20 protein-coding genes are annotated in these 19,502 nt (G+C 40.5%); 7 read left to right on the top strand and 13 right to left on the bottom strand.

Annotated features, from left to right (window positions below; all coding sequences use genetic code 11):
* Positions 1 to 104 precede the first annotated feature (104 nt).
* The 4 genes from nblR to ACM0OR_RS11320 form a co-directional block, all read right to left on the bottom strand.
* Positions 105 to 791 carry a response regulator transcription factor NblR gene (gene nblR, locus ACM0OR_RS11335; RefSeq protein ID WP_190701803.1) on the bottom strand — a complete coding sequence of 229 codons (687 nt, stop codon included), beginning with the start codon at positions 789 to 791 and terminating at the stop codon, positions 105 to 107.
* Between the two features lie 187 nt (positions 792 to 978).
* Entirely contained in the window at positions 979 to 1,896 is a 918-nt protein-coding gene (locus ACM0OR_RS11330; protein ID WP_190701799.1) for an NAD(+) kinase, read from the bottom strand.
* A gap of 185 nt (positions 1,897 to 2,081) precedes the next feature.
* Positions 2,082 to 3,065, bottom strand: coding sequence for an SDR family oxidoreductase (locus ACM0OR_RS11325; RefSeq protein ID WP_323267630.1), 984 nt, complete (start codon positions 3,063 to 3,065; stop codon positions 2,082 to 2,084).
* Between the two features lie 200 nt (positions 3,066 to 3,265).
* Positions 3,266 to 3,370, bottom strand: coding sequence for a PetM family cytochrome b6-f complex subunit 7 (locus tag ACM0OR_RS11320; RefSeq protein ID WP_414576283.1), 105 nt, complete (start codon positions 3,368 to 3,370; stop codon positions 3,266 to 3,268).
* A gap of 294 nt (positions 3,371 to 3,664) precedes the next feature.
* Between ACM0OR_RS11320 and pdxA the strand changes: the two genes are divergently transcribed.
* The gene (gene pdxA / locus ACM0OR_RS11315) at positions 3,665 to 4,768 is read left to right on the top strand and encodes a 4-hydroxythreonine-4-phosphate dehydrogenase PdxA (protein WP_414576282.1); all 1,104 of its coding nucleotides are present in this window, start codon (positions 3,665 to 3,667) and stop codon (positions 4,766 to 4,768) included.
* Positions 4,769 to 4,828: 60 nt separating this feature from the next.
* Here the strand turns inward: pdxA and ACM0OR_RS11310 are convergent, their stop codons facing one another.
* From ACM0OR_RS11310 to ACM0OR_RS11295, 4 genes are all read right to left on the bottom strand, one after another.
* Positions 4,829 to 5,272: a type II toxin-antitoxin system VapC family toxin gene (locus ACM0OR_RS11310; RefSeq protein ID WP_414576281.1), complete on the bottom strand. Its 444-nt coding sequence runs from the start codon at positions 5,270 to 5,272 to the stop codon at positions 4,829 to 4,831.
* 18 nt (positions 5,273 to 5,290) lie between these two features.
* Positions 5,291 to 5,563: a DUF2281 domain-containing protein gene (locus ACM0OR_RS11305; RefSeq protein WP_414576280.1), complete on the bottom strand. Its 273-nt coding sequence runs from the start codon at positions 5,561 to 5,563 to the stop codon at positions 5,291 to 5,293.
* 461 nt (positions 5,564 to 6,024) lie between these two features.
* Positions 6,025 to 7,224, bottom strand: a complete 1,200-nt coding sequence (locus ACM0OR_RS11300) for a protein rep (RefSeq protein WP_414576279.1) — start codon at positions 7,222 to 7,224, stop codon at positions 6,025 to 6,027.
* Between the two features lie 209 nt (positions 7,225 to 7,433).
* Positions 7,434 to 8,138, bottom strand: coding sequence for a response regulator transcription factor (locus tag ACM0OR_RS11295; RefSeq protein WP_323267634.1), 705 nt, complete (start codon positions 8,136 to 8,138; stop codon positions 7,434 to 7,436).
* A 561-nt stretch (positions 8,139 to 8,699) separates the two neighbouring features.
* On the opposite strand from ACM0OR_RS11295, the gene ACM0OR_RS11290 reads away from it, so the two are divergent.
* Positions 8,700 to 11,030, top strand: a complete 2,331-nt coding sequence (locus ACM0OR_RS11290) for an NACHT domain-containing protein (protein WP_414576278.1) — start codon at positions 8,700 to 8,702, stop codon at positions 11,028 to 11,030.
* A 126-nt stretch (positions 11,031 to 11,156) separates the two neighbouring features.
* Complete coding sequence (locus ACM0OR_RS11285; protein ID WP_323267636.1) at positions 11,157 to 11,612, top strand: rhodanese-like domain-containing protein; 456 nt, start codon at positions 11,157 to 11,159, stop codon at positions 11,610 to 11,612.
* Between the two features lie 88 nt (positions 11,613 to 11,700).
* On the opposite strand, the gene ACM0OR_RS11280 is transcribed toward ACM0OR_RS11285, so the two are convergent.
* The 3 genes from ACM0OR_RS11280 to ACM0OR_RS11270 form a co-directional block, all read right to left on the bottom strand.
* Positions 11,701 to 12,330, bottom strand: coding sequence for a ribonuclease H-like domain-containing protein (locus ACM0OR_RS11280; protein ID WP_414576277.1), 630 nt, complete (start codon positions 12,328 to 12,330; stop codon positions 11,701 to 11,703).
* A 65-nt stretch (positions 12,331 to 12,395) separates the two neighbouring features.
* A complete protein-coding gene (locus ACM0OR_RS11275) occupies positions 12,396 to 12,941 on the bottom strand; it encodes a CAP domain-containing protein (RefSeq protein ID WP_190701766.1) in 546 nt (181 codons plus the stop codon).
* Between the two features lie 216 nt (positions 12,942 to 13,157).
* Positions 13,158 to 13,937: a CAP domain-containing protein gene (locus ACM0OR_RS11270; protein ID WP_414576276.1), complete on the bottom strand. Its 780-nt coding sequence runs from the start codon at positions 13,935 to 13,937 to the stop codon at positions 13,158 to 13,160.
* Positions 13,938 to 14,661: 724 nt separating this feature from the next.
* Here ACM0OR_RS11270 and ACM0OR_RS11265 point away from each other — a divergent pair.
* Entirely contained in the window at positions 14,662 to 15,138 is a 477-nt protein-coding gene (locus ACM0OR_RS11265; protein ID WP_190701760.1) for a hypothetical protein, read from the top strand.
* A 78-nt stretch (positions 15,139 to 15,216) separates the two neighbouring features.
* Here ACM0OR_RS11265 and trpB read toward each other — a convergent pair whose 3' ends face one another.
* A complete protein-coding gene (gene trpB / locus ACM0OR_RS11260) occupies positions 15,217 to 16,458 on the bottom strand; it encodes a tryptophan synthase subunit beta (RefSeq protein WP_414576275.1) in 1,242 nt (413 codons plus the stop codon).
* Positions 16,459 to 16,623: 165 nt separating this feature from the next.
* Here trpB and ACM0OR_RS11255 point away from each other — a divergent pair, with 165 nt between their 5' ends.
* Together ACM0OR_RS11255 and ACM0OR_RS11250 are read left to right on the top strand one after the other, a co-directional pair.
* On the top strand, positions 16,624 to 16,971 hold the full coding sequence (locus ACM0OR_RS11255; protein ID WP_323267640.1) for a translation initiation factor: 348 nt from the start codon (positions 16,624 to 16,626) through the stop codon (positions 16,969 to 16,971).
* Between the two features lie 97 nt (positions 16,972 to 17,068).
* Positions 17,069 to 17,227, top strand: a complete 159-nt coding sequence (locus ACM0OR_RS11250; RefSeq protein WP_190701753.1) for a YqaE/Pmp3 family membrane protein — start codon at positions 17,069 to 17,071, stop codon at positions 17,225 to 17,227.
* Between the two features lie 176 nt (positions 17,228 to 17,403).
* Here the strand turns inward: ACM0OR_RS11250 and ACM0OR_RS11245 are convergent, their stop codons facing one another.
* Positions 17,404 to 18,189 (bottom strand): fasciclin domain-containing protein, encoded by a 786-nt coding sequence (locus ACM0OR_RS11245; protein WP_323267641.1) that lies wholly within the window; start codon positions 18,187 to 18,189, stop codon positions 17,404 to 17,406.
* Between the two features lie 457 nt (positions 18,190 to 18,646).
* Between ACM0OR_RS11245 and ACM0OR_RS11240 the strand changes: the two genes are divergently transcribed.
* The gene (locus ACM0OR_RS11240; protein WP_323267642.1) at positions 18,647 to 19,438 is read left to right on the top strand and encodes a glutathione S-transferase family protein; all 792 of its coding nucleotides are present in this window, start codon (positions 18,647 to 18,649) and stop codon (positions 19,436 to 19,438) included.
* Positions 19,439 to 19,502 lie beyond the last annotated feature (64 nt).

The raw sequence follows: 19,502 nt of genomic DNA, 5'->3' as shown, positions 1-19,502 counted from the left end.
TACTCACTACTCACTACTCACTACTCACTACTCACTACTCACTACTCAGCACTCACCACTCACTACTCACCACTCATTACTCATTACTCAGCACTCAGCACTATTTAAGATTCTCGAAGTACATAACCTACACCGCGCACTGTTTGAATGAGGCGTTTTTGACCTTCATCTTCGATTTTTAAGCGTAAGTAGCGAATGTAAACTTCTATGACGTTAGACTCACCCATAAAGTCATAACCCCAAACATTTTCTAAAATTTGCTCACGGGTTAAGACTTCACGGGGATGTTCCATCAGAAACTTTAAAAGTTCAAATTCCTTCATGGTGAGATCAACGATTCGCCCGTTGTAAATCGCACGGCGGGTAGCTAAGTCTAAAACCATATCCCCAAAACGCAACTGTTCTGTAGTATCAACATCAGGTTTGAGGTACAGACGAATTAACTTTAAAAAGTCTTCTGGGCGATAGGGTTTGAGGATGTAATCATCAGCACCAGCTTCTAGACAAGCTACCCGGTCATCAACTGTATCCCTGGCCATGAGAATCAGCACTGGCGATCGCATTCCAGCATTTCTGAGATTTTTACACAGTGCAAGTCCTGATTCACCCGCAAGCATTCGGTCAAGAACCACTAAAGCAGGTTGGCGATCGTGATAATACTGCAAACCACTGGCTGCATCATTAGCCAAAACAGGTTCATAGCCAGCCTCTTGCAAATCAAACGATAGCTGATTGGCTAGGCTATCATCCGTTTCGATGATCAAAACACAAGGACTGTGAGCAGGTGTCATAACCTTTGGGGACTGGGGACTGGGGACAAATCAATTCAAAATTAAAAATGACGCTCTCTACGAGACGCTGCGCGTTAGCGGAGCTTTCGCTTTAGCGATACGCGGACTCGCTCTAAGCGAAGCTATGCCGAAGGCTTTACGCTGCGCTAACAAAATTCAAAATTAAATAACTCCTGGGGATTGGGGACTAAGGTAATTCTACTGAAGCAGGTTTGGCAATATGAGGTAACCCCCAACCTAATTTTTCTCGTAGTATGCGGAAAAATTCGGGTGGTTGTAGGCGGATGAATTTGACGGTGTAGTGCGATCGCTCCAAATATACTCGATCCTCTGGGAAAATGTAACAGCCGCCATTACCATCCACTACCATGACTAACCGAGGAATATTAACTGGATAGATATTAACTGGTTCTGTGTCAGGAAACACTAAAGCCCTAGAAGCCAAAGAATGGGGACAAATAGGTACTAACTGCAATACAGGTACACCAGGTGCAACAACAGGGCCACCCGCACTTAAAGAATAAGCTGTAGAACCAGTTGGTGTAGAAACAATTACCCCATCCGCAGCAATATCAACTGGTGCATGGCGACCCACTGCAATTTCAAAATGACACATCGAGGTTAATGGTTCTCGATGCAACACCATCTCATTTAAGCACAAGGCTTCCCAAAGCACAGACTCCCCTCGTAGGACTTTAACCGTGAGCATAGCGCGTTCTTCAACTTCATACTCACCAGCCATTACCTGTTCTATTGCTTGGGGCAATTGATTCAGGTATGTTTCCGTTAAAAAGCCCATGTGACCAGTATTCACCGCTAAAATGGGAACACCGCAAGGAGCGACCTGACGGGACGCTGCTAACACCGTGCCATCCCCCCCTAGGACTATGGCAAACTTCATTTCTGACTCAAATCCAGGGGGTGTCAGACCATCAATAGGGGTGTGGCATACAGGACTTTCAGGATTAGAATAGCCCAATATGCCACCGACACTTGATGTAATACATACATCCCAACCGGCTGCGGTTAGCTTGTCTTTCAGTTCGGTAGCCACACGAACGGCTACCGGTTTAACGTCATTGTAGATAATGCCTGCTTTCGGCACACTCAAATATCCAAATAATAATAGGCTATGATTTTTCTTATGTAATCCTTACACATTTTGGATCACGAGTCATTAGTCTAGACTCAAAAGTCAACAGTCAACGGGAAAATAGGGCGTGGAAGAGCCGGGGAAGCAGGGAAGGTGGGGGGAGAAGAATCCAATCCCCAATTCCCAATTCCGAATAACTATTGACTATTGACTTTTTTCAACGGAGTCTTTTTAGATTTCTGCTTTTTAGTTTTTTCGTAGTCTAGCTCCTTGAGCTTTTTCATAATACGGTTGAAATACTCTTGGAGATAGCCTTCTAAAGTAGTTGTCTGTTCTTGTTCTAACCCAAATACTGTATACACTTCATCCATTGGCGCATTTAAAGCCTTACCACTTGCCAAGACTTCTGTAAACGCTAATCTATCCGCTACATTTAATCCCCACTGAAAAAAGCGTGCAATTCGGCGCACGGTACGCAGCAGATTAATAGGCATTCGTCTGACTTTGGCTTCTTTACCAGACAAGCGTTCACACAGATTGATAATTTCCTCTGCACTCCAAGCACGAGTTCCTACCACCGGGAAAGTTTGTTTTTCGGTTTCTGCTACACTCAAGGCACGCACTGCAAACTTGGCGATATCTTGAGTGTCCATATAAGCAACCGGTGAAGAATTGCCGGTTACCCAAACAGGTTGCCCTTCTAAAATAGGTATGCCATACTGGCTGATTAACCCTTGCATGAAGCCAGCTAATCGTAAGATTGTGTAATTTATTCCAGACTCGGCTAAAAATAGTTCAGTACACCGCTTAATCTCCATAAGTGGGACTTCTGGGTACTGATCGGCATCAAGAATAGAAAAGAATATAAAACGCTCTACACCCGCAGCCTTTGCCGCTTGGATTAAGGCTACCTGACCTTGCCAGTCTACCTGTTTAATAGTCAGTGAATCTGTAGCACGGGAGGTAGCAGCATCAATAACTGCTGTAACCCCTTCTAATGCGCCTGTGAGTGTTTCGGGGCGACACAAATCTCCTTTTACAAGTTCTGCACCCCATTCTTTTAAAAAAGCAGCCCTTTTAGCACTGCGAACCAAACAACGGACTTTATATCCCTCATCGATCGCCCGACGAGCCACTTGTCTTCCTAAAGTGCCTGTAGCACCGACTATTAATAAGGTCATGAGGGTATTAACAAATTTTAAACTTTTATGAAAAGAATCTTAACAGAATTATATCTGTAAACAAAAGTTTACTTCTTTTTAAGAAAAACGTCATTCATACGTACAGATTAGACAAAACAGCGTTGTCCGGTTAACGGACACGCTATTTTCCTAGGGAGAGTAAAGCTTTTTGTCTCTCGCCAACAGTCCTTATAAGGGGATTATTCTTCTGAACCTTGAATTTTCAGTAACAAAGCACCCAAAGCCCAACCCACGAAGATTAGACCGAAAGACAAGATAGCTGCGTTTAACATTTCGCCGCTCATTGATGTATTCTCCTTTGCGAATGGTGGATCTGTAGATTCTTATTTTTGAGTTGTTTCAACAGACTAGACTTGATGAATCAAATCTAAATCTTTGCTAATCTTACGACTCAGGTAGACTCAGATAAACTATGTCTCCCAGAAGCTCTGTAACGGCTACGGTAAGATTAGACCTGTGTAAATAATTCTAAACCAGTTTGATGGACAACCCCCTTGGGGGAAGTCAAAATTAAAGATTATTTGCGCTAGCGTCACCTCTACTTCTAGCCTTCTCTCAATTATTGATGACAAGAGCTTATGTATCAAATAAATCAAAGTAACTCAAGAAATTTACTAAATAAAAAACGGTTGCGTTTAGCGATAACTTTGGGAGATCCCGCCGGAATTGGCGCGGAGGTAATTTTGAAAGCTTTGGCAGATTCGGGAGTTGGTCAACACTGTGATTTCACTGTGATTGGTAATCGGGATTTGCTGGTACAGATATATAAAAGACTGAAGGGGAGTGAGAATTTAACACTTTTGGCAAATCCTGATGAGTTAAATGTTATTGATATTCATTTAGATACTGAGATTGAGGATGAGATTATTTTAGGGACTGGGAATGCAGCCAGTGGTGCGGCGAGTTTTGCTTATATGGAATATGCGATCGCACAAACTCTAGCTGGTAACTTTGATGGTATTGTTACAGCCCCCATTGCCAAATCTGCGTGGAAATCCGCAGGATATAATTACCCAGGACAAACGGAGCTTTTAGCCCAAAAGTCCGGTGTTGAAAGATTTGGGATGTTATTTGTGGCGCGATCGCCTTACACTGGCTGGACACTCCGCACTTTATTGGCTACTACCCATATTCCCTTATCGCAAGTAGCAAATACCCTGACACCAGAGTTATTAACCACAAAATTAGATTTATTGGTGGAGTGTTTAGAGCAAGATTTTGGCATGACTAGTGGGAGAATTGCGATCGCAGGTTTAAATCCCCACAGTGGCGAACAGGGACAATTGGGAACTGAAGAACAGGATTGGTTAATTCCCTGGTTGGAGTCAGAACGGCAAAAGCGTCCTAATTTCCAGCTAGAAGGGCCGATTCCCCCCGATACAATGTGGGTTAAGCCTGGTCAAGCTTGGTATGGTAATTCTCCAGGACAAAATCCCGCCGATGCTTATTTGGCACTTTATCACGACCAAGGTTTAATTCCCGTCAAGCTGATGGCCTTTGACCGTGCTGTGAATACTTCCATTGGTTTACCCTTTGTTCGCACTTCCCCCGACCACGGAACAGCATTTGATATCGCAGGTAAGGGAATTGCTGATGCTACTAGTATGAAAGCAGCGATTGAGTTAGCGATTGAGTTAGTTAATCAAAGGGTACAACCTTTCTTTCGACGTGAAAGCTGTTAATGTTAAGCGTTATACCTCTTTTTCTCCTTTACAACCTTAGTAAGATTAAGCTCATTTTATTTAAATCCAGCTTTCACAAGAAAATTCTCGTACTTGTTGCATTCTCTCAAAGTCACTATCACATGAAACGACAATCAACGAGTAACGTAAAGCTGTTGCAGCTATCCAAAGGTCATTTTCACTAATGCCAATGGTAGTTAATTTAGTTTTTCTACGTTTATTTTTCTCTTGTGGTCCAAATTGTTTGATAATCTCTGATTTAAAATCCCCGTAAATTTCTGTGGTTTCTTTGTCGATTCCATATAGCTTAATTCGGCTGAGGAACGCATTTATTTTAATTAAATTAGAGGCTTTTTGTTCGGAATTTTGCGCCATAAAGCGTAGCTCCCCGGCAACAATGACACTAGTTGCTAGTTGTACTTGACCAAGCGAACGGAAATGCTTGGCGACACTAGGCACACCTTCCATTAAGAAGGAACAGTGATTAGTATCAAGTAGATACATGATAATTAAGATACATAATTAAAATTCTAGTGGCATACGACTATCGTGAACCAGTTGCAGGCATTCTCTAATATCTGAACCTGACCAACTTCCCACAAACTCTAATAAATCTTGAGCAGTTGAACCTGTTAAATTATTTTCTGGTATAAGTGCTTCTTCTGTTTGTTTATTTACACATATGTCGGTTTGTTGATGTTTGGTTTGCAAAAACTGCACAAAGTCTAAAATTTCCTGTAATAGCGGTTCAGGTAATTTTTCTAGTTCTTGGGTAATCTGTTCTTTAATTGTCATTCTTCTGCTTGTGTTTATACAATCGTCCCACAACTTTAATATAGTGCCAGTCTCTCAGTTTGGTGCAAGAGGATGCTAAACCCGGATTTCTCACCAATTATTGCAACCTCAGTCCAGATTCCGTAGGGGCGGGTTCACAGATATCCTCGAATCATTCACGAATATTTTGCTCAACCCGCCCCTACTGTTTGTGAGAAATGCGGGTTAAGTATGCCAGCATTATGAGGTCTATGAATCCATTTTATAGAAATTATAATTAATGATTCATCAATAATTCCGCTTCCTATTAGTTCAACGTTACTCTTTTCAATATTGTTCTAAATTTTTATGAAATTAATATCGAAGCTATTTTTTGGCTTCGAGTAAAGGTAATTAATATCTTCGCAGTCCCAGTCATCCACTCTTTGATTGACTGGGATTTCGCGTTTTGTCCCTTAGATATTGGTTGGGTAGGCTAACGCCTAAAGTGGGTGAGGTTTTATAAATCTTTTCGCGCTCAACCATAGATTATTTTTTTGTTCCCTTCGGGTTGATGAGGGGAATATTCCCTGCGGGAATAAATCAAGATGTTGTAGAAAGATAGTCGCGCTCAACCAGAGGATATTTTTTTGTTCCCTTCGGGTTGATGAGTGTTGAAATTTCAAATAAATGAGGTGAAGTATGCCTGAGTTTTTGATTAACTTGTACTTATGTAATTTTCGATCCCATTGGAAAGTCAAACGTCCATGATTAACCTCATCCATCTCTTCACCTTCGTTTATGAGGTCTTGATTATTCTCTTCTAACTCCCGCATATAATGCCTGAGTATACCCCCGACAGCGATCGCTCTGGTTTTATGCAATTGGCGGGTTAACTCTAGAAACCATTCCCTATCAGCTATTAAGTCCGATTCTTTCACCTGATACTTGAGTATTTCGGGAATTAGCACTGTGGGGTCATGATGTTTGGCGATCGCGCTAATATGAATTACTGGCTGATAATCAATGCGTAAGCACTGTTGCCATAATGTCGCCCATTTGGCTTGAGACAAGTAGCCATGACTAAAATACGATGGCTGCACCATTGCCAAAATATGTAAATGTGGGTGTGCTGATGCTCCGTCTCTACCTTTGGTCACTTCAATAGATTTTACCCAACCTTTCGCTGGCCATGCTTTTAATTCAGTCAATCGCTTAAAAGCTTTGTTTATCTCATCCAAGGTGGTTCGGAGTTCGGTAATTTGGCAATTCTTCACAGTTAAAGTTATGAACAACCATCGATACTTGGGATAATCTGCAACAACCTCTGGAAGAATTTTATAGGCTTTTGCTTTCCACATGAGCGATCGCCGCCACTGACAAACCGGACAGTGACGAACCCGACAAAATCGAGTATGCAACAGCTTTAATTTAAGACTATTTTCCGAATCTTCTGGTAATAATTGGAACTCTAGCAATTCTGAACACCTCTTTACCCGCCAAGCATACTCATTGAAGAAATCTTCTTCGGCTGTAGCGTAATAATTAGAAACCTGTTCAGCATTGACTCTATGCTTATCCCAAGTTTTACCTATAGGGAGAATATCCGATAAATTCAGTACATCTTGACTGAGTAGAAACTGATGCTGGGACAATAATTCAAAACCAACAGAGCTTTTATTTGAGGCTTTGGTAGACGCCATATTCCCTGAGATTGTTGGGATTAGTACCCAAAAATAACACCAATCTCTATACACAAGCCTCAATATAATGACTTATGACCGACCTGAGTATTCATTTGCAAATTTATTGCAACTATCAAAACCAAGAGTGTAAATAAAGTGTAGCAATCCGCTTGATATTAGCAAGACTGTCTGTATGCAATTTAATGTTTGGATATGACAATTGTCTTTTATTCTGGGATTTCAAACTTGTAACCGTAGCCGCGAACAGTTTTAATAAACTCCGGGACACTAGTATCAGTTTCTAATTTTTTACGTAGCTGACCGATGTGTACATCAACTACCCGTCCATCTCCTACATAGTCACAACCCCAGATTTTTTGGATGAGTTGGGGACGACTCCAAGCTTGACCGGGATGGCTTGCCAAAAAATGTAGAATATTAAACTCTAACGCCGTTAAGTTGAGGGGTTTATCATTCAGGGTGACTTCCCTACCATCTGGGTTAATTGCTAGCTGTTTGAAAATCAGACGCTGTGAAGGAGATTGTTTAATAGAGCGGATACGTCTTAAGAGAGCTTGCACTCTGAGTTCTATTTCAGCTAGACTAAACGGTTTAGTAATAAAATCATCAGCACCAGCGGCCATAATTCTAATCTTATCTGTTTCTTCTGTCCTCCCAGTCAGAATCATCACTAAAACATTATTCCGACTCTGCATTTCTTGACACAGATTGTAACCACTAGTATCTGGGAGATTCCAATCGAGAATTACTAAAGCAGGGTCAAATTGATCAAATAACGCTAGAGCTGATTTACCATCAGCCGCCGACTCAATTTGATATTTACGGCTTAAAAAGCGATATATAAGGTTGCGAACACCAAAGTCGTCGTCTACAACAAGAATTTTAGGATTTGAAGCGGTCAGCATCACCATAATGTTCTAGCCTAATGTTGATTTGGCAATTAATTTTGCTGTCTGTAAAGCTCCTGAAGAGAAGCTACCCTGGAGATTTTTGATGCTCCATTTGCTCCTCATGAGGGGGTATTTATTCCCTCCTATTTCTGCAATTACGTAGAGTTACAGGCATTTGTTGCTATACATTGCCTCTGTACTACGGGGCTACACTTAATTTTCCATTAAATTTCTGAAAAGTTCAGCTATCTTATTGCGTACCAAATGTATGAGTTTCGTATAAGCTTGGTATGTTTTGATTCTTGGATGCTATAATCGTGAATCTTCACAGTTAAGAGAAATTTTGACTTTTAGTGTGTTCCTAAGTGTGTTTCTCTACCGATTAATCATTCTCTAACTGCTGGTGAGTGGCTGATAAATTACAGCCATGAAGAAATCACCTACGCAATCTACCTAACATACCCTACTCGAAACAACCCGATGAAGACTCCTTCTCCGGGTGTATACGAGTTATTTTCCAGATGGCATCTACGTATAAAAAATTACGTTTTCTAGCATTTAATAATATATTTTTCTGGGAGTATGACAAGCCGAGGACTAAAAGCTTCATCAGAAGGTATTAAAGCTGCAAAAACGGCTTTGACTGATAAAACCTTGAGTCAGCAAAAATTAGCAACCGCTTTAGGAATCACTCGCCAACCAGTTTCCAAGTTTTTTGCGGGTGAACCAGTTTCTCGTAGTTGTTTTGTGCAAATTTGCCGACAGTTAGGACTGTCTTGGCAACAGGTGGCTAGTTTACATGAAGATTGGGTATCTAAAGGCACGCTGCAACTACAGCCTAATAGTTTTGACTTCAATACTTTAGTGCAGGAATTGCGGCAAAAGTGCCAGGACAAAATCCAAGATCAGTGCAGCACTCTCCAAATGTTAGATATTGCACGGGCGATACCATTAGATGAAATTTATACCCGTGTCAGTGTTTTGGAAGAAATTACCAGTCAGCAATGGCGGGAGATTTCTGATCTTTTGCAAGAATCACCCCTAGAGTCTAATTTTTACCAACTGGGACAAAGCAACCATCGGCAAACATTACCAGGGTTGGAAGCCGGATTACGGTACTCAAAGTTGATGGTGTTAGGTAAATCTGGGTCAGGTAAAACAACATTTTTGCAGCATTTGGCGATCGCGTGCAATCAAGGTAAATTTCAACCTCACCATGTCCCAGTATTTATCAGGTTAAAGGAATTTGCGGAAGATGCACAATATGAACAGGAATTCAACATTGAGAAATACATTACCCAAGTATTTTACTCCTGTGGAATTGATGAGGAAGCCGCTTTAACTGTACTAAATAAAGGCAGGGTACTGATTTTACTTGATGGACTAGATGAAGTACCGCTAGAGCATACAGATAATGTAATTAGAGAAATTCGCAAATTTAGCCAGATTTATTATAAAAATCAGTTTGTTATTAGCTGCCGAATTGCTGCTCATAAATATAGATTTCCCGGCTTTAATGAGGTAGAATTAGCAGATTTTAATGCCCAACAAATAGAAGTTTTTGTCAAAAACTGGTTTGTCGCGGTGGCTAATCAGTCTATTAGTAAAGCTGAGGCTACTAGTAGTTTATTCATCCAGCACCTTAACTTGCCAGAAAACCAGCGCATTCGAGAGTTAGCGCGAGTACCCCTATTGCTACATCTCATCTGTTTATTATTCCAAGTTAAAGGACAATTACCATCTAATCCAGCTAAGTTGTATGAGCAAGTAATGAACACTTTATTGGTTAGGTGGGATGAAATCAGAGGTATTAAACGAGATAGTTTTTACGCTAATTTGAGCTTAAATTCTAAAAAAAAGCTACTTGCTCAAATTGCTGCTGTCACTTTTATCGCAGGGGATTATTTTTTTGAGCAGGAAAAACTTCAGAAGTTGATAGCTGAACATTTACCGACTATAGCCAATCTTGCTCTAGATAAATCACAAATGTATCTAGCTCACAAATCAGTGCTAGAAGGTCTATTATTTCAAGATGGTTTACTGGTGGAGAGAGCCAGGGGAATATACTCTTTTTCTAATTTAGGATTATTGGAATATCTAACTGCGAGAAACCTTGTTGAAAAGTACCAAGATACGGATTGGACATCATTAATATACCATATCACTGAAGAGCGTTGGTATCATGTCTTTCTGCTAACTCTGAATATGCTATCAAGTGTTGATGAAACTATTAAGTTAATGAAAAATCAGGTTGATACACTTGTAGTAAATGATCACAAAATACGCCAATATCTCATTTGGTTAAATCAAAAAAGCAATTCTACATCTATTAAAAATAACACTGCTGCTGTTCGCACTTTTTATTTTATTTATGGTTACACTTTTGGTATTACTGCAAATTACAGAATACAATGGAATTTTATTGAGAATTTAGCTTTTAACTCAGAAATGGCACTGGATGAGTTGCTGTTTAGCATTCTCAGTTGTGTGCATAAGTTAAAATTGGCTGAAGAAAATCATCTCAACATCATTCATGATTTTAACCATGCTCATGCTTTGAGCCTTACTTTGGATGAAGCTATTGACTTAGTTGGGGACGCTGAATTTAAACAAGAACTACAAAAGCTCAAAAAGCAATTACCTTGTACAGAAAGCAACTCAGAAAAATTCTATTTTTGGTGGCAGAAAAATAGCATATTTTGGGAACAAGCGGTCAGACGAAATTTTATTAAATATCGTAATATCGGTTATGATTGGGAGTTGAATAACCAAGAAATAAAATTATTGCAAGCATATTTCAATGCTAATAAATTAATCATCGATTGTCTTGAGAGAAATGTGAGCATTAACCAGGAATTAAAACAGCAGATTGAGGATGAATTATTTTTAGCGATCGCAGACACTAAAACCTAACAAAAATCTGCTGTGCTACTAAATCTACCTCCAGTATTCGCCGTTATTCATACCAAAGCCAGAGAACTTAATTCACGATCATTAGTTAAATTGCACATAATGCAGTAAGCAAGTAATAGTTAAGTTATGAATAGCAATTTACTAAGCGGTGTTATTCCCCCACAACCACCTATAGCAGCACAATCCGACGCTCATGTAGTGAAGTCCCGTCTAGAATGGGGTGAACCAGCTTTTACAATTTTGGATGTACGCGATCGCTCTATATATAATGAAGGTCATATCATGGGTGCGATGCCCATGCCAATAGATCAACTGGTAGATCGCGCCGTACCAGCTTTAGACAAAAACCGTGATATTTATATCTACGGTGCAACCGAAGAACAAACCACAGAAGCAGCCAGAATGCTTCGTTCTGCTGGGTTTAGCCATGTATCAGAACTTAAAGGTGGTCTAGCTGCGTGGAAGGCTATCGGTGGCCCCACAGAAGGCATTATTGAATCACAAACCCCCGCAGGTGCAGATGATTATAATGTCGTTGATCGCATGAAAAATCATATGGAGACGCAAGAAAAGGACGTGTAGAAATTAATTCGTAATTCGTAATTCGTAATTCGTAATTGCTCAGATTAATTACGAGTTACGAATTATCATTTGAATTATGGCTGCTTCTTTAATGCTCAAACAAATCTTTGAATTGTAATAAATCCAAAGCAACGATTGTAGGGAGAACTTGAAAACATTGTTGAGCAAGTTCCCAACGTTCTTCGCGTTTGAGCATAGCGGTTAACTTCTGTTGCACACCAATCAAATAGCGGACATCATTGGCGGCGTAATTCAGTTGCGCTTCAGACAAATTACTGGCGTTACCCCAATCGGAACTTTGAGAGCTTTTATCGAGTTCTACACCTTCTAACTCTTGCACTACATCCTTGAGTCCGTGACGATTGGTGTAAGTGCGAGCTAACTTACTAGCAATCTTGGTGCAGAAAATTGGCTGAACATGAATATTCAGATAATACCTTAATGTAGCGACATCGAAACGCGCAAAGTGAAATAATTTCAGGACATTTGTAGCTTCTAGCAGTTTCTTTAAATTGGGAGCTGCTGTTTGTCCTTTGGCGATGCGAATAGCTGTTACTTGGCCTTGGGGGTTACACAACTGAACTAGACACAAGCGATCGCGCTGCGGTAATAATCCCATAGTTTCGGTATCAACAGCCAGCACTTCAGACTGTAAATATTGGGACACAGCCGCATCACTCAGATCGCGATCGCTTACTTGAAAGTCTTGTAATGTCATGAATCACTTAATAATATATGCAGTTAGACATACATTATTATTGTGCAAAAAAACCACATTGCCATCTAGCGAGTACGCAGAAAAATTTGTGTAAGATAAACCTCACCTTTCTGATTAGCCGCGACACCAATTCCTGTAAGGTTGTAATTACCTCGGATATTCTTCAAATGTCCAGGACTTTCTAACCAACCAATCACCGCTTGATTAGCCGGATCACTATATCCCCGATTAAAAGCAAGATTTTCGGCAGCACTATTGTAGCGAAGAGGAATAGCATAAACTCGCTCCTCAAATCCGTTATGACTAAATGCGGCTTTTCCTCTAGCCATGTTTCGACTGTGAATTCTGGCTTGGCGAGTAATATTGGCATTGAGAGTTAGCTTTGGCAACCTCCTAGCTACCCGATATCGATTAATCTGTTCAAACACTGATTTTTCTAAAGCAGTAGTTTGAAACGCCGTAGAGCTAGCAACCTGACTAGAAACAATCGACAACGGTTGATCCTCAGTAGGTGCTTGTGTAGACGTATGGCCTGCGATGGGGGGAACAAGCAACCCTCCCGCAAGGACAAGCGTACTTAAAGCGATGCCAAAAGCAGTTTGTCGGGACATGCGAAATTACTTTGTGTACAGACTATAAGACCTATACTCTAACTTCTCATCTTTAGAATATAGAACAGGATACTTTTGGAGATTCATCGGGAAGTAGGGGAGCAGGGGATATAAGAAATAATCTTTTGGCTTTTGAGTTGATTAGTCCCCAATCCCCAATCCCCAGTTATTTAATTTTGAATTTTGAATTTTGAATTGATTTGTCCCCAGTCCCTTTTAAGCACGCATGAAAATTTGGGTCAGATAAACTACGCCTCGGCCGTTAACTGCAACACCAATACCAGTCACATTCGTATTGCTTTTGATGTTAGCAAGGTGTCCTGAGCTTTTTAGCCAACTTTGCACAGCACTCGTAGCGGGGTCTCTGTCTTGGTTGTAAGCCACATTTTCATTAGCTGATTTGTAAGCAACACCACTTGCTTTAAATCGCTGTTCAGCACCCTGATGGCTAAATGGAACTTGACCACTAGCCATATTCTGGCTATGACCTCTAGCTTGCTCATCAATAGCAGAATTACGTGTGAGTGCTGGTAAATTTAGGGAAGCTCTGTATTGGTTGATTTGGTTGAAAACTGACTGTTCTATAGAAGCAGCATTAGAGTTAGATTGTCCACCAGAAGAAGCGGGATTTGATTGTCCACCAGAAGAAGCGGGATTTGATTGTCCACCGGAAGAGGCGGGATTTGATTGTTCACCGGAAGAGGCGGGATTCGATTGTTCACCGGAAGAGCCGGGATTCGATTGTCCACCGAAAGAGCCGGGATTCGATTGTCCAGGATTATATGGTCTTTGGGGAAAAGATTGTACAGGACGATTAAATGTTCTAGGACGACGATTGTATTGTCCTGGAAAATATTGTGCTAGATCGTAGTTAATGGTTGAAGAATTTGGCTGAACAGATTGATTTACAGATTGAGTTTGTAAAGAAACAGCACTCGCTCCACTGGCGAGAACGAAACTTCCTAGAGCAAGACTATAAATTGTTGTCCGAAGCATTTTTCAAGCCATGTAGTTGTTGCAACCATCTAACCAGACTGTTATAAATTGAACAACTTCCCTCTGTGGTCATATATCTTTGGTTATAGTGACCTAACTACGAATATTCTCTGATAACTTTTAAATTCATAGTTTTTCATAAATGGGTAGGCGATCGCTAATACTCATACTTGCCCAATATGAATTTACTCTGATATTACTGGTTCTCAATCAAGCTCAAATAAATAGGTTTACAAATGCCTAAATTGGATTATTAGTTGATAGTAAATGTTTCTATATATTAAAATAATCATTCTTAAAAATGAACTTGTTACCTTTGGGCAAAAAAGTAGCTCATCAACCTAATTTTTAACTCTAAAAAAGCTCTAAAACAGTTAATGAAATTCATTTTTTTTCATTAACTATATAAATATTTAATAATTAGATTTACATTAGTATAGTTTTATGCATTATGAACAAATAAATTTGTTAGTCTTTTTAGCTCTGATTATTTATTAAACACGAAATAATCCACTGGATAAAATGTGAATTTAGCTGTGACTAAAAACAATATTATTTCTCTCTGAGAAGTTATTAAAAAATATTAATAATCATGCGATAAGGCAGAATTCAAGTTGTATTAACCTCTGGATGAAGTTGAAAAAAGTCTGACTTCATCCAGAGCGTAAATTCTCATGTAATTTTTTGCCAGTAATCTAAACACTAATTTGGAGAAAAGCCAGATATGAATTTTAAACAAACTATAGCAATGGGAGTGTTAATCGTAGGAATGGGATTTTCTGGGATGAAGCCAGTAAATGCTAATTCTCCAATAACTCCACAGCCTTCCTCATTTACCATTGCTCAACTAACAGAAGCAAGTTCTCCCCTTTATGGAACATGGAAACTTACCTACAGTGTTGATGGCATTGTTTATGAAAGTATTCTGAGGATGGACGGCTATTTGGGAGCGATGAGAACCCGATATTTTCATCCCCAACGACGTAGAACTGTAGCCGTTGATCAAACAATGGAACTTAAATCTTCATCCAGAGGATTAGTATTATTAGGATATAGTCCCGTTGTCGCCGGGACAAGAACTCCAGCCGAGTATAACGCCGATAATTTTTTGTTTCAACTCCGCCCCGATGGTTCATTGCTAGTTTATACGTGTGATAATGCCTTGCAATGTTCTGCGGTAGATATAGAAGCAATTCAATAGGGACATATGGATATAGGGGTGCAGGGAAAAAATTCTTTCCCAGTCCCCAATCCCCAGTCCCCAGTCCCCAATCCCTATTTATGCAGGATTAAGAAATTTAGCTACGGTTTGTACATCCTTGTCACCGCGTCCAGAGCAGTTAATGATAATTCGGGGACTACCGCTTAGTTGGGGACACAAAGTTTCTAAATAGGCGATCGCATGGGATGTTTCCAGGGCTGGTATAATTCCCTCCAGCTTAGATAATCTTTGGAATGCTTCTAAAGCTTCTGCATCAGTCACACTGTAGTATTCAGCGCGACCAAGATCCTTCAAATAGCTGTGTTCTGGGCCAACACCAGGATAATCTAACCCTGCACTAATTGAGTGAGCCTCAGTTACTTGTCCATCTTCATCTTGCAACAGGTAACTCATTGCCCCATGTAATACACCTACTCGTCCTTTTGTCAAGGTAGCAGCGTGTTTTTCTGTATTGACACCTTCTCCAGCCGCTTCTACCCCTATCAACCTCACAGATGTCTCACGCACAAACTCGTGGAATAGTCCCATCGCATTAGACCCACCACCTACACAAGCCATAAGAATATCCGGTAAACCGCCCCACTTTTCTACAGCTTGAGCGCGAGTTTCTTCACCGATGATGGCATGAAAATCACGTACCATCATCGGGTATGGATGGGGGCCAGCTACTGAACCTAGAATGTAATGTGTTGTTTCCACATTTGTCACCCAATCCCGGATAGCCTCAGAGGTAGCATCCTTGAGAGTACCTGTACCTGCTGCCACTGGGCGAACTTCTGCCCCCATCAGCCGCATTCTAAATACATTTAAAGATTGGCGTTCCATATCGTGAACGCCCATGTAAATCACACATGACAAACCAAAGCGAGCGCAAACTGTGGCAGTAGCAACACCATGTTGTCCTGCACCTGTTTCAGCAATGATGCGTTGCTTACCCATGCGCTTTGCCAACAATACCTGACCAAGAGCATTATTAATTTTGTGTGCGCCTGTATGATTTAAGTCTTCACGTTTTAAGTAAATTTGCGCCCCTGTGCCATCTGGACGGGCATAATGAGCGGTCAGGCGTTCCGCAAAATACAACGGTGTGGCACGTCCTACATAGTCTTTGAGCAGTTGTTGTAGTTCTGCTTGAAAACCGGGATCATGACGGTATTGCTGATAAGCTACTTCTAGTTCCGCTAAAGCAGGCATTAATGTTTCCGGGACGTACTTTCCGCCAAAGCGTCCAAAACGTCCTTGTGCATCGGGAACTGGAATAGTAGAGGGAGAACTTGGAGATAGGGGAGTGGTAGTCACGGAAATTATGTTAATGATGGGATAGCCTAATTATTATAAGTAAAGTCTGAATCAGAGAGAATATACTAACGCCGTAGGCATCGCTTGGTTTTGTGATGTTAGTCTAGAATTTGATTCCTAGTACAGCTTGATATTGCCTCTAAAGTCTTTCTCCATCAAAATTTTATGTCTTCTTCCAATTCCAACTCTGCCGACAAGCGTTATACCTACCGCGAATTTGGTAACGACAACCCCGCCGCCACAGAAAGAGCAACTCCAGAATTACCGCCAAAACAACAAAATCTGAGAGTGCAAGCCACCCGTTCTGGACGTAAGGGTAAAACGGTTACAGTCATTACTGGTTTCCAAACCAAGCCAGAAATCTTGGCAGATTTAGTCAAAACCTTAAAAACTCAATGCGGCACAGGTGGCACAGTTAAAGATAATGAAATAGAGCTTCAAGGCGACCATAAGCAGAAAATTTTGGAAATTTTGATTAAGCTAGGCTATAAAGCAAAAATTAGTGGTGGCTAGTGCAGCTACGCGGAGGTCAAAAGTTAAAATTCAGGAATCAGAGCCAATTCTAGAGTAGTTATATCAAGAGCAGCCGTAATCTCACAAGGAGGTTGACATGGATTTAGTGCGGATTTTATGCGCGATTTTCTTCCCACCTCTGGGAGTTTTTTTACAAGTAGGGATAGGTAAAGACTTCTGGATTAATATCCTGTTGACATTGTTGGGTTATTTTCCTGGAATTATTCATGCGGTGTGGGTAATTGCGAAGAAATAATTCAAAGTTTGTAGTAAGGGCTTTAGCCCTTATTCTGGAAGAATTTAAGAAGGACTAAAGTCCTTACTACAAACTAGATAAAAGCCTCATTCAAAATAAAGCTAAAACTTGAATGAGGCTTTCACTATTTAAAACTTGATTGCAGGTAGGCTAGTTATTCTAGCTTTGAACTCAGCCTACAAATCGGGGGGTAAAATTACTTCGTCAATGGCATGGATTACACCATTGCTCGCTTTAATATCTGCCTGGCTCACTTTGGCATCATTGACGGTAACACCAGTGTTAGGATCAACTTTGACATTAATCGCACCGCCTTCAACACTTTTAACTTCACCTGATTTTAAATCAGTTGATAAAACATTACCAGCAACAACATGGTAAGTCAAAATCTTGACTAATACTTCTTTGTTTTCTGGTTTGAATAACTCTTGTACAGCGTCTTGTGGTAATTTCGCAAATGCAGCATCAGTAGGTGCAAACACTGTTAAGTTATCTTTGCCTTGCAGAACTTCGCTGAGTCCAGCAGCTTTGATGGCTTTGGTTAATACTGTAAAAGAGGGAGAAGACTCCGCCAATGCTAACAAAGTTTTGCCTTGAGTTTCAGTTGTTCCTGCGGCTGGTGTCTCAGGTGCGGTGGGTGTTGTCGCTGGGGGTGGTGCTACTTCAGTCGGTGTGGTGCGGCTACCGCGATTATAAGGAGGCTCGTTAAATATGCTGGGTCTAGGATTTAGTCTGCCATTCCCTGGGGCTTGTGCTATCTGTTGTTTGTCATTACCCTTTGTGAGTTCTATCACATTATCAGGGGTAGATTGACTCCGGTTATAGCGAGCTTCTTGGAGAATAGTAGGATTGGGATTTAATACCTCTTTTGCGCCCGATGGTAAGCTGATCAGGAAACTAACACCTGCTAGACTTACTACACTAGCAAAATTAGTCAGCAATTTGCTGTAGTTGAGCTTCATAAATTTTGTTTGTTCTAATTTTACAGCGTTTACATTAAAGATTTATAACATCTTACTACCAACAAAATCTAACCACGGCAGTAAGATTTTTGGGTAAAAATATGATTCTTCAGCTTTGAATGTAGCTTTAAAGCAGGTTCAGACTAATTGCAAGAATTTTTCAACTAGATCAATGATCAGTTAAATTAAATACTAAAATGCTAATATTTACTGCTGTCCGCACATTATAGCAAATCTAATTCATGTGTGCTATTTTACGGAATAGCTGTAGAAATTGCGATGATCATCGATACGAAAAATCAGTTCTACTAAGATAGCAAAAACTATAAAAGATGACAAAAAAACAATTTTTCGAGCAAATAAATTAGGTAATAATTAATTATTTACTCAGGAAATTTACTAGAACTAAAGATACAATTAGAAAGTTCATAAACTCATTAGTTGCAAGGTATATAAAATGTTGGAATTATACCAGTGGGAACTCTCTCAATACTCGGAAAAAGTGCGGCTAATTCTAGACTATAAAGGTTTAGAATACCGCAAAATTGAGGTGACACCTGGAATTGGTCAGGTAGAACTATTTCGGTTGACTGGGCAAAAGCAACTACCAGTATTAAAGGATGGTAGTAGATATATTGCTGATTCTACAGCAATAGCTAAGTATTTAGACTTAGAATATCCAGATCGTCCTCTAATACCACAAGACCCCAAAAAACGGGGCTTAACTTTATTAATAGAAGAATGGGCTGATGAGTCAATTGGTATCAAGGGTAGGAAAGCACTATTTTCGGCTATCAGTCAAGACCAGAATTTTCGTAAGTCTTTATTACCAACCTCCACACCAGATATCCTCAAAACTTTAGTGGAAGGTGTCCCTGGTGATTTTATGACTATGTTGGGGTTTGGTGTAGGATATACGCCAGAGGTGATCAAATCTGCGATCGCAGATTTAAAACAAGACCTAGAAGCAGTCAACCTATTGTTAGTTGATAGTCCCTACTTAACTGGAGATGAACCCACCCTAGCTGATTTAGCAGTCGCAGGTTTATCTATACTATTAAAGTTCCCTGAAGGAGCTTACCTAGATTTACCCGTCACCATTCGAGGTAAAGGTGTACCATCTATAGCAGACAACCCTGATTATGCAGCGTTTTTTGCTTGGCGCGATCGCATCTACACCCAATTTCGCAAACCATTAATTGGCGTTCCCCCGACTGGTTCTGCGCCGACTTCTATTCAGATTGAGTAGATGAGGGAGTAGGGGGAATAGGTGACAGGTGATAGGTGACAGGTGACAGGGGGGGACTAATGGC

The sequence above is a fragment of the Anabaena sp. CCY 9402-a genome, from assembly GCF_963920945.1.
Taxonomy (GTDB): Bacteria; Cyanobacteriota; Cyanobacteriia; order Cyanobacteriales; family Nostocaceae; genus Trichormus; species Trichormus minutissimus.
Note: the sequence above shows the minus strand (reverse complement) of the source record. Positions and strands in the feature narration are given on the sequence as shown.

Coding starts and splice junctions, on each gene's coding strand:
- pdxA (WP_414576282.1), top strand. CDS start 3,665: ATGTATCAAATAAATCAAAGTAACTCAAGAAATTTACTAAATAAAAAA.
- ACM0OR_RS11245 (WP_323267641.1), bottom strand. CDS start 18,189: ATGAAGCTCAACTACAGCAAATTGCTGACTAATTTTGCTAGTGTAGTA.
- ACM0OR_RS11320 (WP_414576283.1), bottom strand. CDS start 3,370: ATGAGCGGCGAAATGTTAAACGCAGCTATCTTGTCTTTCGGTCTAATC.
- ACM0OR_RS11240 (WP_323267642.1), top strand. CDS start 18,647: ATGTTGGAATTATACCAGTGGGAACTCTCTCAATACTCGGAAAAAGTG.
- ACM0OR_RS11255 (WP_323267640.1), top strand. CDS start 16,624: ATGTCTTCTTCCAATTCCAACTCTGCCGACAAGCGTTATACCTACCGC.
- ACM0OR_RS11325 (WP_323267630.1), bottom strand. CDS start 3,065: ATGACCTTATTAATAGTCGGTGCTACAGGCACTTTAGGAAGACAAGTG.
- ACM0OR_RS11285 (WP_323267636.1), top strand. CDS start 11,157: ATGAATAGCAATTTACTAAGCGGTGTTATTCCCCCACAACCACCTATA.
- ACM0OR_RS11250 (WP_190701753.1), top strand. CDS start 17,069: ATGGATTTAGTGCGGATTTTATGCGCGATTTTCTTCCCACCTCTGGGA.
- ACM0OR_RS11270 (WP_414576276.1), bottom strand. CDS start 13,937: ATGCTTCGGACAACAATTTATAGTCTTGCTCTAGGAAGTTTCGTTCTC.
- nblR (WP_190701803.1), bottom strand. CDS start 791: ATGACACCTGCTCACAGTCCTTGTGTTTTGATCATCGAAACGGATGAT.
- ACM0OR_RS11280 (WP_414576277.1), bottom strand. CDS start 12,330: ATGACATTACAAGACTTTCAAGTAAGCGATCGCGATCTGAGTGATGCG.
- ACM0OR_RS11300 (WP_414576279.1), bottom strand. CDS start 7,224: ATGGCGTCTACCAAAGCCTCAAATAAAAGCTCTGTTGGTTTTGAATTA.
- ACM0OR_RS11265 (WP_190701760.1), top strand. CDS start 14,662: ATGAATTTTAAACAAACTATAGCAATGGGAGTGTTAATCGTAGGAATG.
- ACM0OR_RS11295 (WP_323267634.1), bottom strand. CDS start 8,138: ATGGTGATGCTGACCGCTTCAAATCCTAAAATTCTTGTTGTAGACGAC.
- ACM0OR_RS11310 (WP_414576281.1), bottom strand. CDS start 5,272: ATGTATCTACTTGATACTAATCACTGTTCCTTCTTAATGGAAGGTGTG.
- ACM0OR_RS11275 (WP_190701766.1), bottom strand. CDS start 12,941: ATGTCCCGACAAACTGCTTTTGGCATCGCTTTAAGTACGCTTGTCCTT.
- ACM0OR_RS11290 (WP_414576278.1), top strand. CDS start 8,700: ATGACAAGCCGAGGACTAAAAGCTTCATCAGAAGGTATTAAAGCTGCA.
- ACM0OR_RS11305 (WP_414576280.1), bottom strand. CDS start 5,563: ATGACAATTAAAGAACAGATTACCCAAGAACTAGAAAAATTACCTGAA.